The sequence below is a fragment of the Lentzea sp. JNUCC 0626 genome (assembly GCF_043632865.1).
Lineage (GTDB): Bacteria > Actinomycetota > Actinomycetes > Mycobacteriales > Pseudonocardiaceae > Lentzea.
Genome location: NZ_CP171635.1, coordinates 4,926,048 through 4,940,000, shown reverse-complemented (window position 1 = coordinate 4,940,000; position 13,953 = coordinate 4,926,048). Strand labels below are relative to the sequence as shown.

The 13,953-nt window shown below is 68.1% G+C and carries 13 protein-coding genes and 2 rRNA genes (1 of these 15 cut by a window edge); 6 read left to right on the top strand and 9 right to left on the bottom strand.

Annotation, left to right across the window (positions count from 1 at the left end):
- From JNUCC0626_RS21805 to JNUCC0626_RS21795, 3 genes are all read left to right on the top strand, one after another.
- Positions 1-2,137, top strand: a 23S ribosomal RNA gene (locus tag JNUCC0626_RS21805) (it extends 948 nt beyond the left edge of the window).
- 112 nt (positions 2,138-2,249) lie between these two features.
- Positions 2,250-2,366, top strand: a 5S ribosomal RNA gene (rrf, locus tag JNUCC0626_RS21800).
- Positions 2,367-2,568: 202 nt separating this feature from the next.
- Positions 2,569-2,733 carry a hypothetical protein gene (locus JNUCC0626_RS21795; protein ID WP_170176444.1) on the top strand — a complete coding sequence of 55 codons (165 nt, stop codon included), beginning with the start codon at positions 2,569-2,571 and terminating at the stop codon, positions 2,731-2,733.
- A 2-nt stretch (positions 2,734-2,735) separates the two neighbouring features.
- Here JNUCC0626_RS21795 and JNUCC0626_RS21790 read toward each other — a convergent pair whose 3' ends face one another.
- Together JNUCC0626_RS21790 and JNUCC0626_RS21785 are read right to left on the bottom strand one after the other, a co-directional pair.
- Positions 2,736-2,942 carry a hypothetical protein gene (locus tag JNUCC0626_RS21790; RefSeq protein WP_394621629.1) on the bottom strand — a complete coding sequence of 69 codons (207 nt, stop codon included), beginning with the start codon at positions 2,940-2,942 and terminating at the stop codon, positions 2,736-2,738.
- Positions 2,926-3,300, bottom strand: coding sequence for a nucleotide pyrophosphohydrolase (locus tag JNUCC0626_RS21785; protein ID WP_394621628.1), 375 nt, complete (start codon positions 3,298-3,300; stop codon positions 2,926-2,928). Before JNUCC0626_RS21785 ends, JNUCC0626_RS21790 begins: the two co-directional genes overlap by 17 nt.
- Positions 3,301-3,396: 96 nt before the next feature.
- Between JNUCC0626_RS21785 and JNUCC0626_RS21780 the strand changes: the two genes are divergently transcribed.
- On the top strand, positions 3,397-4,188 hold the full coding sequence (locus JNUCC0626_RS21780; protein WP_394621627.1) for an NmrA family NAD(P)-binding protein: 792 nt from the start codon (positions 3,397-3,399) through the stop codon (positions 4,186-4,188).
- Here the strand turns inward: JNUCC0626_RS21780 and JNUCC0626_RS21775 are convergent.
- Positions 4,161-5,078, bottom strand: a complete 918-nt coding sequence (locus JNUCC0626_RS21775; RefSeq protein ID WP_394621626.1) for a hypothetical protein — start codon at positions 5,076-5,078, stop codon at positions 4,161-4,163. The genes JNUCC0626_RS21780 and JNUCC0626_RS21775 overlap by 28 nt on opposite strands.
- Before the next feature lie 181 nt (positions 5,079-5,259).
- Positions 5,260-6,159: a helix-turn-helix domain-containing protein gene (locus JNUCC0626_RS21770; protein ID WP_394621625.1), complete on the bottom strand. Its 900-nt coding sequence runs from the start codon at positions 6,157-6,159 to the stop codon at positions 5,260-5,262.
- 135 nt (positions 6,160-6,294) lie between these two features.
- On the opposite strand from JNUCC0626_RS21770, the gene JNUCC0626_RS21765 reads away from it, so the two are divergent.
- Positions 6,295-6,585 (top strand): hypothetical protein, encoded by a 291-nt coding sequence (locus JNUCC0626_RS21765; RefSeq protein ID WP_394621624.1) that lies wholly within the window; start codon positions 6,295-6,297, stop codon positions 6,583-6,585.
- On the opposite strand, the gene JNUCC0626_RS21760 is transcribed toward JNUCC0626_RS21765, so the two are convergent.
- The gene (locus tag JNUCC0626_RS21760; RefSeq protein WP_394621623.1) at positions 6,582-7,217 is read right to left on the bottom strand and encodes a hypothetical protein; all 636 of its coding nucleotides are present in this window, start codon (positions 7,215-7,217) and stop codon (positions 6,582-6,584) included. The two genes, JNUCC0626_RS21765 and JNUCC0626_RS21760, sit on opposite strands and share 4 nt — an antisense overlap.
- Before the next feature lie 250 nt (positions 7,218-7,467).
- Between JNUCC0626_RS21760 and JNUCC0626_RS21755 the strand changes: the two genes are divergently transcribed.
- A complete protein-coding gene (locus JNUCC0626_RS21755) occupies positions 7,468-7,611 on the top strand; it encodes a hypothetical protein (RefSeq protein WP_394621622.1) in 144 nt (47 codons plus the stop codon).
- On the opposite strand, the gene JNUCC0626_RS21750 is transcribed toward JNUCC0626_RS21755, so the two are convergent.
- The 4 genes from JNUCC0626_RS21750 to JNUCC0626_RS21735 are packed head-to-tail and all read right to left on the bottom strand — an operon-like array spanning position 7,592 to position 13,843.
- Positions 7,592-10,222: an AAA family ATPase gene (locus JNUCC0626_RS21750; RefSeq protein ID WP_394621621.1), complete on the bottom strand. Its 2,631-nt coding sequence runs from the start codon at positions 10,220-10,222 to the stop codon at positions 7,592-7,594. The two genes, JNUCC0626_RS21755 and JNUCC0626_RS21750, sit on opposite strands and share 20 nt — an antisense overlap.
- Complete coding sequence (locus tag JNUCC0626_RS21745) at positions 10,219-11,055, bottom strand: metallophosphoesterase family protein (RefSeq protein ID WP_394621620.1); 837 nt, start codon at positions 11,053-11,055, stop codon at positions 10,219-10,221. The genes JNUCC0626_RS21750 and JNUCC0626_RS21745 overlap by 4 nt, the downstream gene beginning before the upstream one ends.
- A gap of 8 nt (positions 11,056-11,063) precedes the next feature.
- On the bottom strand, positions 11,064-11,462 hold the full coding sequence (locus tag JNUCC0626_RS21740; RefSeq protein ID WP_394621619.1) for a hypothetical protein: 399 nt from the start codon (positions 11,460-11,462) through the stop codon (positions 11,064-11,066).
- Positions 11,459-13,843, bottom strand: coding sequence for an AAA family ATPase (locus JNUCC0626_RS21735; protein WP_394621618.1), 2,385 nt, complete (start codon positions 13,841-13,843; stop codon positions 11,459-11,461). The genes JNUCC0626_RS21740 and JNUCC0626_RS21735 overlap by 4 nt, the downstream gene beginning before the upstream one ends.
- Between the last annotated feature and the right edge of the window lie 110 nt (positions 13,844-13,953).

Genomic DNA, 13,953 nt, shown 5'->3' with positions numbered 1-13,953 from the left:
CACTGGATGGTCTAGGGGGCCCACAAGCTTACCGAAATCAACCAAACTCCGAATACCGGTGTGTTAGAGCGCGGCAGTGAGACTGCGGGGGATAAGCTTCGTAGTCGAGAGGGAAACAGCCCAGAACGCCAGCTAAGGTCCCTAAGTGTGTGCTAAGTGGGAAAGGATGTGGGGTCGCACAGACAGCCAGGAGGTTGGCTTAGAAGCAGCCACCCTTTAAAGAGTGCGTAATAGCTCACTGGTCAAGTGGTCCTGCGCCGACAATGTAGCGGGGCTTAAGCACACCACCGAAGCTGTGTCATTCCGAGCTTGTCTCGGGATGGGTAGGGGAGCGTCGTGTAGCGGTTGAAGCGGCGGAGTAATCCAGCCGTGGACGCTATGCGAGTGAGAATGCAGGCATGAGTAGCGAAAGACGAGTGAGAAACTCGTCCGCCGGATGACCAAGGGTTCCTGGGCCAGGCTAATCCGCCCAGGGTAAGTCGGGACCTAAGGCGAGGCCGACAGGCGTAGTCGATGGACAACGGGTTGATATTCCCGTACCCGTGTGAACGCGCCCATGATGAACCTTGTGATACTAACCGCCCGAAGCCCTTCGAAACTCCTTCGGGAGCTAGAAGTCAGTGGAGCGCGGGACCTGAACTTGTAGTAGTCAAGCGATGGGGTGACGCAGGAGGGTAGCTCCGCCAGTGAGTGGTAGTACTGGTGCAAGCGTGTAGGGCGAGTTGTAGGCAAATCCGCAACTCATTAAGCCTGAGACGTGATGCGTAGCCGATTGAGGCGAAGTAGAGTGATCCCATGCTGCCGAGAAAAGCCTCTAGCGAGCTTTCACGCGGCCCGTACCCCAAACCGACACAGGTGGTCAGGTAGAGAATACCAAGGCGATCGGGCGAACTGTGGTTAAGGAACTCGGCAAAATGCCCCCGTAACTTCGGGAGAAGGGGGGCCGTAGCGCTTGAAGCCTCTTGCAGGCTAGGGCGAGACGGCCGCAGAGACCAGCGAGAAGCGACTGTTTACTAAAAACACAGGTCCATGCGAAGTCGCAAGACGATGTATATGGACTGACGCCTGCCCGGTGCTGGAACGTTAAGGGGACCGGTTAGTCACTTCGGTGGCGAAGCTGAGAACTTAAGCGCCAGTAAACGGCGGTGGTAACTATAACCATCCTAAGGTAGCGAAATTCCTTGTCGGGTAAGTTCCGACCTGCACGAATGGCGTAACGACTTCTCGACTGTCTCAACCGCAGGCCCGGCGAAATTGCATTACGAGTAAAGATGCTCGTTACGCGCGGCAGGACGGAAAGACCCCGGGACCTTTACTATAGCTTGGTATTGGTGTTCGATTCGGCTTGTGTAGGATAGGTGGGAGACTGTGAAGCGGCCACGCCAGTGGTTGTGGAGTCATCGTTGAAATACCACTCTGGTCGTATTGGATGTCTAACCTCGGTCCGTGATCCGGATCAGGGACAGTGCCTGGTGGGTAGTTTAACTGGGGCGGTTGCCTCCCAAAGAGTAACGGAGGCGCTCAAAGGTTCCCTCAGCCTGGTTGGCAATCAGGTGTTGAGTGCAAGTGCACAAGGGAGCTTGACTGTGAGACTGACGGGTCGAGCAGGGACGAAAGTCGGAACTAGTGATCCGGCCATGGCTTGTGGAAGCGTGGTCGCTCAACGGATAAAAGGTACCCCGGGGATAACAGGCTGATCTTCCCCAAGAGTCCATATCGACGGGATGGTTTGGCACCTCGATGTCGGCTCGTCGCATCCTGGGGCTGGAGTAGGTCCCAAGGGTTGGGCTGTTCGCCCATTAAAGCGGTACGCGAGCTGGGTTTAGAACGTCGTGAGACAGTTCGGTCCCTATCCGCCGCGCGCGTAGGATACTTGAGGAAGGCTGTCCCTAGTACGAGAGGACCGGGACGGACGGACCGCTGGTGTGCCAGTTGTTCTGCCAAGAGCATTGCTGGTTGGCTACGTTCGGAAGGGATAACCGCTGAAGGCATCTAAGCGGGAAGCTCGTTCCAAGATGAGGTATCCCACTCTTCGTGAGTTAAGGCCCCCAGCTAGACCACTGGGTTGATAGGCCAGAGGTGGAAGACCGGTAACGGTTGGAGCTGACTGGTACTAATAGGCCGAGGACTTGTTACAAAGACGCTACGCATCCACTGTGCGGTTCTGGGAGAACAACCAGAACCGATCGACCCCAAGCAGAGACTCAGGTTTCTGTTGGTCGGGGTTCAGGTTGATATTTCCATAGTGTTTCGGTGGTTATAGCGTTGGGGAAACACCCGGTCCCATTCCGAACCCGGTAGTTAAGCCCTTCTGCGCCGATGGTACTGCACTGGTTACGGTGTGGGAGAGTAGGTCGCCGCCGAACTTAATTTGCCCTGCGGGTTGAGCGCCACAAGCGCTCCCCGCAGGGCTTTTTTCGTGCCTTTTCCTGCCCTTTTTCTGGACCGTTTTTCGCATGTCTTCGTGCATGTGGTGCGGTACGCCTTGAGCGGCTGACCGGGTGATGAGACCTCGGCGAGCGGGTGACGTGAGTCAGGCTCGGGTTGTTCCTCCCTACCGTGATCGTCATGAACGAGCAGTGGGCAGGGGAGGCACCTTTGCGGTGGCGAGCGCGCAGGAGGCGGGGCAGGCACGCCCGCGAGCCCGCGCCGTCCTCGCAGTCGATCCTGCCCGCAGTGCTCGGCGTCGTGCTGCTGGTGTGCCTGATCCTCCTCCTGCTGACTTACCTCTAGTCCTAGCGGGACTGCAGTGCGTCGAGCGCCACGGCCAGGGCGATCACGAGCCGGCGGTCGACGCCAGGAACCCGGACCAGGACCAGGTACTGGTCACGGATCCAGGTCTTCCTGTCGACGCTGACCACGGGAGCGCCGTTCTCCGTCGCGAAGTCGTAGTGATGCCGCAAGGGGAACGGCGCGTCTCCGGCTTCACCCTTCCCCGGCACCGTCCTTGATCTTCTCGAGCGGGACGGGCACCAGGCTTCCGGTCGGGAACCTCAGCTCGTTGCGCTCGATCTTGGCGAACGCGGCCTCCACGAGGTCGACGTCGAGCTTGTCCGCCAGCCTGGTCAGGTAGTGCATCACGTCCGCGAGCTCGTCCCGGACGTTCCACGCGAGTTCCGGGTCCTTCATGGCGTCCCTGGCCTCTTCCGGCGTCAACCACTGGAACAGGTCGGTGAGCTCGCCGACCTCCGCGGACAACGCCATCACCAGGTTCTTGGGCGTGTGGTAGCTGTCCCAGTCACGGGCAGCGGCGAACGCGCGCAGGGCGTCCCTCAGGTCCACGAGATCACGCTGACTCATGCCCCACAACTACCACGTGGACGAACGAGCAAGGATGCCGGTGGTATGGACATGGATCGTCCGCGTCAACGTTGATTAGCTCTAGTCATGTCAACATTGAGCGCAATCAACATTGATTCGGTCCTCGTGCTCGGCGCCACCGGCAAGACCGGTCGTCGCGTCACCGCACTGCTCGGCCCTGCGGCCCGTCCGGCGTCGCGGTCCGCGTCGACCAAGTTCGACTGGTCCGATCAGGACACCTGGGAGCCCGCGGTCGCCGGCACGACCGCCGTCTACGTCGTGCCGCCGGAGAACCCCGTGCTGCTGTCCGAGTTCGTGCGCGTCGCGGTGAAGGCCGGCGTCACGAGACTCGTGCTGCTGTCGATGCGCGGCGCCCCGGACGACGACCCGTTCGAGGCGGCGGTCAAGGACTCCGGTGCGGAGTGGACGATCCTGCGGCCGACGTGGTTCATGCAGAACTTCGACGAGGACATCTTCGCCCCGTCCGTCGAACACGGCGAACTCGCCGTTCCCGCGGGCGAAGGCGTGCACCCGTTCATCGACGCGGTGGACATCGCTGAGGTCGCCGTCGTCGCGCTGACGCAGTCCGGCCACCACGGGCAGACCTACGACCTCAGCGGCGGTGAGGTCCTGTCGTTCCCCGACGTGCTGGCGCGGATCACCGAGGTGACCGGCAAGCCCGTGCGGTACGTGGACCTCCCGGAGGCGGAGTTCACCCTGGTGCTGTTGGCGCACGGCTACTCGGAGGAGATCGCCGAGCTCGTCACGATGCTGATCGTGCTCATCCGCGAGGGCAAGGAAGCGCACATCGCCGACGGTGTCCAGCGCGTGCTCGGGCGTGCGCCGCGGACGTTCGCCGACTACTTGGGCAGCAGCAAGTTCGCCTGAAGACCGCGCGTGCCCTCGTTGGTGATGACGGCTTCGCAGAGCGCGCGCCCCGTGCGGGCGCGCCACTCCTCCGCCATGTCGTAGTAGCGAAGCCCCATCGCGTGCGTGAGTTGTCCGATCGACTCGCCTTCGAGCAGCACTTCGAGGGTGTGTTCACCAACGTGAGACCCTCTAGCGATCCTGCAATCCCTTAACTCGGCGATCACGTGCACCGGCGTTCGCCCGTTGACCACGCGATACAGCACGTGTTGATGGACGCTCTCTCCAACGACGGCGACCTGCTGTTCCGCCGGCAACGTGGGTGCCGTGCCGAGCGCGTCGTGGTCCAGCAGCAGCAACCGCGGCGCGCCGAGATGCAGGTGCACGCCGTACCGCTGGCCGCTGACGACGATGCGGGCCGGGCACGACCCGACCTCACCGCGTTCGGCGAGTTCCCTCAGCAGCGGCTCGTACTCACCGGCCTGCTCGCCGCGCAGGTACCCGGCGGCGACCGCGGACCCGTCGCCGCGCAGCAGGTCGACCCGCACCGCACTCCGGTTCCCGGCCTCCGGCACCAGCACCGCGACGGCCGGGACCGACGTGCCGTCCCGCGAGTCGGGCGTGTGCGTCGAGGAGAGGTGGACGACCTCGCCGATGGCGTCCTGGTGGTGGGACTCGCCGACGATCGAGACCCGCCCGGCCGTCGACAGGCGGCGCAGGCGGGACCGGGTCCGCGCCGGGGCGATCGGCTCGGCGGACCTGTTCTTGGTTCCGATGAACATCAACGCGAACAACGCGAGACCGAGGACGAAGCCCAGAGGGCCGAAAGCAACGGTCAGAACCAGCGCGAGCACGGCAACGGCGATCAGGACGGCGGCGGGCGATGGCTCTGTGCGTTGCTGCATCGTCATGGGGCATCCTCACGACTCGGCTTCCCGTCACTCTCAGTGTCGGGGATGCCGGGCGATGCGTTTCACAAATCGCTCGTTTGGCCCAGTCTGAGGGGTATGAGACTCCGCCGAGTGACCGAATTCGGTCGCGGATCGCGGTCGGCCGCCGACCGTACGTGCACGGCCTCCGGCGACACCAGAGTCAGTGGACGAGCGTCAACCGCGCACGCCCACGAGGCCCAGGCTCGCCGCCACCGGGCAGGGCCGTGAGCACGAGGCCGAACACCAGCCCGTTGAGCTCCTCGAGCCCGAGGTCGAGTTCCTTGGCCACGTGCGACGGCGTGGTCCCGTTCTCGCGCAGGACCTTGAACACCTTGGTGAGCAGCTTCGAGGTCTCCCGGCGCGTCATGCCGCCCGGCACGAGGCTGTGCACGTTCGCCCACCGCGTGAACTGCTCGCGTCCCACGTGCCAGTGCCGGTGATCGGTGCCGGGCAACTGCCGTTGGGGCATCAGGAACTCGGCCGTGAACTCACCGGGTTCGTCGTGCCCGAGCAACACCGCCAACTGCACGGCGGCGTCGAACCTGGCCTGCTCCGGCGAGGCCGTCGGCGTCAGGAACACGAACGGCGTCCCGTTGTGCCACCACGAAAAGGCTTCCTGCACAACGCAGTCGACCGGCAACGAGAACACCCGCACACCGTGCGACTCCAGCAACTGCACCATGTTCGGCGCGGGCCCGTCAGCGAGCCGCCACGCGTCCCGCACCCCCTGCGGCGACGTGCGCGGAGCCGGCAGATCGGGCTGCGGCAACACGAACAGCCGATCGAGCCACCCGTTGAACTCGATCGCGAGCTGAGCGGCCGCCGTCACCTGCGCGTCCTCCGGTGCGTTCTGCGGCCGAGGCGGTTCCGGCGCCTCCAGGAACCCGGACGGAAATCCCAGCGCCCCGGCCAACGACTCGACCGTCGCGGGCAACGGCTGGCGCACCCCGCGCTCGTACTCGTTGATGGCCCGAGCCTGCACCCCCGACTTCCGCGCCAACTCGGCCGCGGTGAGACCGCGCCGGGTGCGGGCGAGCGTGAGTCGCGAGGGCGTGAGCATGATCCGGCCATTGTCGCTCTTGCCCGTCCCCACGGCCAGACGGCCCCGGGCCTAGCGCTCAAATCGGCATCACCAGGCCGTTTGGCGTAGCGTAAAACGTGCGGCGCTGGACACAGGTGGATCGGACGTGGCTGCGTGGCACCAGAAAACAGAGCCCAACGGCAAAAGCAACTGCTGCACACGGCAGGCTTCGCCGCCTGGCTACTGGGCCTGCTGTTCCTTGGTCTCTCCGTCGTGGGCGCGATCCGCTGGCCGCACTGGGTGTGGACCGCCCCGATCGCCTGCGCGCTGCTCAGCCTCGCCACCACCTACCGCATGCGCCACACCACAGGCCTGCGCAGACCACTCACCCTGGCCACCCTCACCCTGGCCCTCCTGGTCGCCGCCGGCGCCCTGGCCAACCTCGCCGCAGGCATGACCCACTAACCCCGCCGCAGCGAGACCGGAAAGTCCACCTCCTCCGGACCGTCCACATTGGGCGCTTTGGTCAGCGGGAACTCCATCGGCGGCAACACGATCCGATACGCCCACCGCTCGATGATCTGGTTCTGCGGCGTCGGCTCCGGCTGCGACACCTCCCGCAACACCAGCAGCCGATCCTCCAACTGCACCGGATACGTGACCAGGAACCACAACTTGAGCCCTTCGCTGCGCACGTTCTCGAACAGCGCGAACTGGTCGTGGTCGTTGTCCCGCATCATCGCCGCGATAGCGGGCCCCTTCGCGTAGTCGCTGCGCAACGGCGCCTCCGGCGACCCGGTGCCGCGATTGCCCTGCAACGTCCCGAGCAACACCGGCCGCGACGGGTGCCGAATGAGCCCGGCGTTCCAGTGGTCGAGCCGCTGCCACCCTTCCGCCGCCAGCAACTCCCGCAACGTGCCCACCCGATGAATCCAGTCGAGCAGACCCGGCGCGTTGGTGGGCCCGAACGGAGGCGAGGCGGCGCGGGCGTCGATCCCGGCCGTGATCGCGCGATCCAGGATCGCTTGGCGCAGGCCCAGCTCGGCGAGCTTCTCGTCGGTGTCGGGGGAGAGCTTGCGGAAGGCGGCGTTGGTCATGGCTCGACGGTAACCCCGGGGTCTGACAATTCTGCGAAGCTGCTGGTCGTGTACCGCTACGTCGATCCAGGCTCCGCGCCGGCCGCCACGTCCGAGGCGACGTCGAAGGTCATGCGCCACACGCGCCGGACCGGGACGGCGCCGGAGATGGCGGTCAGGAGAGCGCTGCACCGCAGAGGGGCTGCGGTACCTCGTCGACGTCGCCGCTCCCGGGACCAACCGGCGCAGGCGTGTCGATGTGCTGCGCGGCGTGGTCGTTCGTGACAGGGACACGGATGCACAGCTCACGTCGGCGGGCTGGCGCGTCGTCCGCGTCTGGGAGCGCGAAGACCCGGACGACGTCGCCGACCGGGTCCTCGCGCTCGTGGTGTCGCTCAGGCAGCCACCTGGGTGAGCTGGTGCAGCACGTCCCGTTCGCCCAGCTTCTCCCGCGCCCACTCCGCCACCGCCGTGTCCTGCGCGAACAGCACGATCTGCCGGTCCGCCGACAGTTGCAGCAGCAGGTCGAGCACGGCGTGGGTGCGGGTGTCGTCCGCCTGCACGGTCACGTCATCGAGCAGGAGGGGACAGGACTCGGTGGCGAGGTGCTGGGCCAGGGCCACGCGGAGCAGCAGGTAGATCTGCTCGGCCGTGCCCAGGGACAGGCGTGAGGCCTGGTGCCACGACTCGGCGGACGTGCGGACGCGCACGGTCAGGGTTGCGGGGTCCACGGCGGCGTCGATGTAGCGGCCGTCGGTGACGGTCGGGAGCCACGTGCGGAGGGTGTCTTCGAGGGCCGGGGCGATGGTGCTGTGGACCTTTTCGCGTGCTGCGGTCAGGTAGCGGGAGGCCAGGTCTATGGCCTCCACCTCGGCTGTCAGTTCGGCCAGGGCCGCTGTTGCGGTCGCCAGTGCCTCCTCGGCGTCCGGGACGCTGGGGAGGGTACGGGCCAGTTCGGCGACGGTGGCGGTCAGAGCCTCGGCGTTGGGCGCCGAGGACGGGTCCGCCGGCGGGACGGTGGCGTAGCGGAGGGCTGCTTCCACCAGGGTGGCCTGGTGGGTTTGGGCTGCGGAGAGGGTTGTCTCGAGGTCGTCGAGGGTGCCGTCGGCTTGCAGGGTTTGGAGTTCCGCCCAGGCGATGCGTTCGTCCTCGGCTTCGCGCAGGAGGCGGTCCCAGCCTCGTTGCCACTCGGCGACGGCGCGCAGGAGGTCTTCCGGGCGGTCGCCGGTGCCGCCGATGGCCTTGACGGCCTCGCGGAGGAGGTTCAACGCCTGCGTTCGGGCGGTGGCGGCTTCGGTCACGGCGGCTTCGGCGAGGCGGCGGTCTGCGAGAGCCTGGGCGAGGAGGGGGCGTTGGGCCGCCATCAACGCCTGGCGGGCGCGGACCTTGCAGTCGGTTTCGTAGTCCACGAGGAGGTCGGGGACGGTCATCGCGGCGTCCACCTTGCCGCGGGCCGCCAGTTCCACGCGCACTGCCTTCTCGGTGCGGGACACCTCGCAGACGAGGTCGGCGTGGTCGGCTTCCCAGGCGCTTCGGTTGGCCAGGCGCCACAACGTTTCGCGGTCCGCCGGCACCCGCAGCGAGGCGCATTCGGCCACGGCCTCGTCGTGGATTCGCACGGCTTCCAGCGCCACGGCGCGTTGGCCCTCGGCTTCGGCGAGGGCGCGGTCCGCGGTGAAGAGGCGTGCGCGCGAGTCGGTGGCGGCGGACGCTCGGTCGGCGGCGAAGGTCACGGCCGCTTCGCGGTGGGTGCTGTTGCCACGGGACAGGGCGCCGCCGACGCCCGCTACCAGGGCTGCCACCACGACGCCGACGGCCGCGAGGTGTTGGCCTGTCAGGAAGAGCAGCAGGCCGACCAGCGAGGTGAGGCAGCTCAACGCCAGCAAAGCGTTGCGCAGGAACGGGTTCGGCACCGCGATCTCCTGCACGCGGGCCGCGGCCACGTCGGCCTCGACCTGGGTGCGGGCCGCGTCGGCGGCCGCGTGGTCCTGGTGCTGGCGGGCGGTGTCCACGTCGATCGACGCCGTGGTCAGGCGGCCACCGGCGGCCGGGTCCAGGCGGGTGGCGAGGCCGCGCAGCACGGACGGTTCGGCGGTCGTCGGGGGCTGCGGACGGCGTTCGTTGTGCGCGGCGGCCACGGCGGACGCGGTCGCGTAGGCCGAGGCGACCACGCGGAGTTCGTCGTCCAGCGCGGTTTCGCCGACCGGGGGTTTCGGCAGGGACTCGAGTTCGGTCTCCAGCGTCGCGGCGGTCGGGCCGGCCAGCGCACGCGGGTTCGGCGCGGCGCGCCACGCGGCCAGCGCGCGGTTCACCACGTGGGTGAGTTCCTCCTGCGCGGCCAGACCGGACGGCGGCGAGTCGCCGAACCGCTTCTTCAGCTCGATCAGCCTTCCCACGCGCGTGGACAGGCCCTTCATCGACTCCGTGTGCTCCTGCACGGCCAGGCGGGCGCGGGCGGCCGAGGCGAACCTGGCCTGGGCGCTCAGTTCCTGGTAGCGGTCGTGTTCACGCCGTGCCACGGCCAGGTCGGTCTCGGCTTCGCGCAAGCGGTTGCGGGCCTCGCGCAACTCGTCGACGGGCGCGGTCAGCCGTTGCAACGCCTGCTCCACGGTGCCGTCGGTGCCCGCCGTCGCCGCCGCGCGCCGCAGGTGGTTCTGCATGCCGTCGGCCGCGTCCAGCACCGACAGCAGCTGCGCCTGGTCCACGCACGCGGTCGAGGTGAACGACGCGCGGTCCAGGCCGACGCGGCGCGACACGTCCGGAGCGGTGTCGTCGTTGAAATCGCGGTCCACCATCACGATCTCGCCCGACTCCAGCGACACCATCGCCTCCACCCGCCACGCCGTGCCCCGCCACGGACGGTGCCGCGACGCCGGTGCACCGCACAGCGCCGCGCGGATCGCCGCGTGCCACGACGACTTCGCCGACTCGTTCATCCCGGCCACCACGGTCAGGCCGGGCGCCAGCGGCAACGTGCGGTCGTGCAACGGCCCGAACGCGTGCGCGACAACGGACTCGATCCTCATCGTTCCTCCAACGCGCGCAGGCCGGCCGACAGCACACGCCCGCGCAGAGCCACGTCCAGCGACGGATCGGCGAGCACGTCCCGCACGAACTGGCCGCGCACGGTCCGTTCCGACGACACGTGGTCGAAGTCCAGCAACGGGAACGTCCGCTCGGCCTCGTGCCAGCCGAGCGACCGCGACGCCGACACGTCGAACACCTCGCGCGACACCGAACCGTCCTCGTGCACCGTGCACAGCACCGCGCCGCGTTCCCCGGTCTCGCCCGGCGTCAGCGGATCCGGGTTGCCCGGGAACGTGTAGTGCGCGGCGTGCTCCGGCGTGTGCACGTGCCCGAGGAACGCGTGGTCCAGCCCCGTGATCGCGACGTCACCGGGTGCGGAACCGTGGCACAGCGCCAGGTTCACGCCACTCCGGTTCACCGCGAACCCGTCGAGCACGTCCCGCGCCGGGCCGGGACCGACGTTCGCCGCGCCCCACAACGTGATCCCGTCGGCGAGCTCCACCGGCGTCAGCGACTCCGACGAGAACACGTGCACGTTCGGCGTCCAGTCCACCTGCTGGTAGACCGACTGGGGCCCGTACCAGTCGTCGTTGCCGGGCACCAGGAACACCGGTACCGGGCAGTCGAACGACGACTGCAGGAACGAGGCCGTCGAAGGGGAGCACCGATCGTGCTCGTACAGGTCGCCGGCGCACAGCATCGCGTCGACGCCGGATTCCTGGGCGAGATCCACGATGTGGCCCAACGTGTCGCGCAACGCTTGACGCCGCTCAGGTCCCGCGCTCGGAAAACGCGTGTCCAGGTGCAGGTCAGCGAACAGCAGCAGTTTCACCGGTGCCTTCAGCTCAGGTCGATCTTGCCGGACAGGGTCAGATTCGGGGTCAGATTCGGGCGCAGGGCCGCCGCCACGGCCGCGGTGTCGGCGTGCCAGCCAGCCAACTCCGCGACGGTCGGGGTCAGCTCGTAGCCGTGGTGGCGGATCGCGCGACTCAGCGCGTGCCACAGCTGGGAGGCGTCCTGCGCCACATCGGTGTCCACAAAGGATGGAAGCGCGATCAGCAACGCGTGCACGGGCTGGTCGGCGTTCTCGGCACCGCACGCACGCGCCACCGACCGTTCCACCGCCGTGCGCAACAGCTCGGCGCAGCACCGGATCCGCACGCCGTCGAGCTGGTCGGGGCGCGCCAGCAGGTTCGCGACGCAGGTGAGCCGGTCCTGGACGTCAGAGGGGAGGGTCATCGCTGCAACCACCCGGCGAGCAGTTCGGTGTCGCGGATCAGCACGTCCAGGTCGCCGGTGTCCCCGCCGACGCGGCACGCCTGCAGTAGGTCCACCGCCCATGAGCCGACGACGTCCTCCAGGTGCGGCACCAGCTTCGCCGGCTCCGCGAGGTCGTCGAGCACGGCCAGGGTGAGCTTCTGCCGCGTCGTCAACGCGCACTCGAGCTGGCGTTCCACCTCGGCGTGCGGCATCCCGTGGCCCAGGCGGCGACGCCGGAACCGGGCGTGCGACGCGGCTTCCAGCGCGGCCCGGCAGCACGAGGCCACGAGCTCCGCGCGCAACGCGTCCGGCAGGTCCTCGTCGCTCCGCATCGCACGGGCGTCGCCCAGGCAGCGGCCGACCGGGTCGTCCGACATCCGCACCTGCACCACGGACTCCTCGCCGCGGCACACCTCCCACACGGTCGCGGGGAGCCGGAGCCGTCGCAACGCCTCCACCAGCCGTTCGTCGTGCGTGAAGACCACGACCTGGCGGGTCAGCCCCACGTCGGCGAGCACCTGTGCGAGCCCGTCGACCTTGGAGGCGTCCATGGCCTGCACCGGGTCGTCGATCACCACGAACCGGAACGGGCTCTCGTCCACCATCGCTCGCGGCAGGAACAACGCGAGTCCCAGCGAGTGCAGTTCGCCCTGGCTCATCACCGCGAGCGCCGAGTTCGTGACGCCGTCGACCGACACGTCCAGCTCGACGTTGCGTGCCCCGCCGAGCCGCACCGCGCCCAGGTCGACGTTGCTCTGCTGGCGCAGCCGCTGCCAGATCCGCTGCGACTCCTTCGCGAACGGCGCGATCCGCTCGGCCCGCAACGTCGCCGCGGCCTTGCGGATCCAGTTCTCCGCCTCGGTCACGTCCGCGAGCACCTGGGAGTCCGCCAGCGCCTGCTGGGCCTGCGAGTGCCACTCGAACAACGCGATCGCCATCGGCCGCCACACCAGGTCGCGTCGCTCGATCTGCTCCCGCGCGACGGTCTTCAGCTGGTCGACAGCCTGTATGAGCCCTGTATACCGCTCGAATACCTCCTGTCGAAGGCGCACGGGGTCGTCGATCGCGACGCAGTCGTGCCAGGCCTGCCACGCCTGCAACGCCGTCGTCACGTCGAGCACGCCCTCGGCTTCGAGCAGCACCTCGGGCACCGGCTGGCACAACGCGCGGGTGGCCGCGACGGCGACGTCCAGGCGGTCGGCGGCCTCGTGCAGTTCGGCGGCGGCCCTGGCGAGGTGCTCGGCGCGGTCCTTGGCCTTCGAGAGCCAGCGGCCGTCGAGTCGGCCGAGGTCGCACACCGGGCAGGTCTGGGAGCGGGCGGAGTCGGACGCCTTGGCGGACTCCGTCAGCTGGATCGCGAGCCGCAGGATCTCGCTGCACCGCAACGAGTCCTGCGCGTTGTCCGTCGCGACGGCCGTGACGGCGCCGAGCGCCAGGTCGAGCGTCTCGCGCACCCGTTCGACCTCGTCGTCGGGCGGCGGTGTCACGTCCACGATCTGGTGCAGCAGGTTCGTGCCGGTGCCGACCTCCGCGCCGAGCGCGAGGTCCGCGATCGCGTCGAGGTCGGGGGAGTCGCTGCCGAGCAGCGCGGCGGCGCGGCGGGCGCGTTCGTCCTGGGACGCCAGCAGCGCCGCGCGCACGCGTTCGCGCCGGTCGTAGGGGCGGGCGACGACCTCGGCGAGGCGCTTGCGGTGCTCGGCGAGCGCCTGCTGCGCCTCGGTGATGGCCTCCAGGCCGAGGAGGCGGTGCATCGCCTCGTAGAGGTCTTCCGGTTGGGCGTCGAGAACGGTCCCCAGCTCGCTGTAGGGCAGGAACGGCCGGTAGGTCTCCAACGCGTCGTGCCACCTGCCGTGGTCGAACGGCTGGTCGTCCTGCGTCCACACGCCCCGCGCCAGATCCTCGTCCGGCGCCCACCGTCTTCGGATCGTCGTCTTCTCCGCGTGCTCGGCTTGGACGAGCTCCAATTCGACGGCGGTGTCGGGCTGGTGCAGGTTGCGCCAGCCCTGCTTCCAGGTGTCGTGCCTGGCCTGGGTCCAGCGGGCGTTGTAACCGGTCAGCGCGAGTTCGGCGGCCTCGGCGAAGCTCGACTTGCCCGAGCCGTTGCGGCCGGTGACGACGGTCAGTCCCGGGCCAGGCGCCAGCGGCAGGCGTGCCTGGGGACCGATGCCGCGGAAGCCGCGCACCCGGATCTCCGCCACGAAGATGCCCTGGCCAGGCCCGTCGGACTGCTCCAGGGGCGCGTCGTCCTCGACCGCGACGCCGGTCAGCGCGCGGTCCAGCGCCGCGTCGCCCCGGCACGCCGCCAGCACCAGTTCCGCCGCACGTGGGGTGAGATCGTCTTGGGCCAGTCGTCCGGCCATCAGTTCCAGTAACCCGGCTTCACCCGCCACGGTCACATTTCCTCCAGCTGCCACCACTCGATAGGGCGGCAACTTAGGCACGAAAGGGGACCTACTGGTGAGTACTCACA

Bases quoted from the DNA above. Each gene is read 5' to 3' on its own strand.
- JNUCC0626_RS21795 (WP_170176444.1), top strand. From the start codon at position 2,569: ATGAACGAGCAGTGGGCAGGGGAGGCACCTTTGCGGTGGCGAGCGCGC.
- JNUCC0626_RS21785 (WP_394621628.1), bottom strand. From the start codon at position 3,300: ATGAGTCAGCGTGATCTCGTGGACCTGAGGGACGCCCTGCGCGCGTTC.
- JNUCC0626_RS21750 (WP_394621621.1), bottom strand. From the start codon at position 10,222: ATGAGGATCGAGTCCGTTGTCGCGCACGCGTTCGGGCCGTTGCACGAC.
- JNUCC0626_RS21770 (WP_394621625.1), bottom strand. From the start codon at position 6,159: ATGCTCACGCCCTCGCGACTCACGCTCGCCCGCACCCGGCGCGGTCTC.
- JNUCC0626_RS21735 (WP_394621618.1), bottom strand. From the start codon at position 13,843: ATGGCCGGACGACTGGCCCAAGACGATCTCACCCCACGTGCGGCGGAA.
- JNUCC0626_RS21760 (WP_394621623.1), bottom strand. From the start codon at position 7,217: ATGACCAACGCCGCCTTCCGCAAGCTCTCCCCCGACACCGACGAGAAG.
- JNUCC0626_RS21775 (WP_394621626.1), bottom strand. From the start codon at position 5,078: ATGACGATGCAGCAACGCACAGAGCCATCGCCCGCCGCCGTCCTGATC.
- JNUCC0626_RS21740 (WP_394621619.1), bottom strand. From the start codon at position 11,462: ATGACCCTCCCCTCTGACGTCCAGGACCGGCTCACCTGCGTCGCGAAC.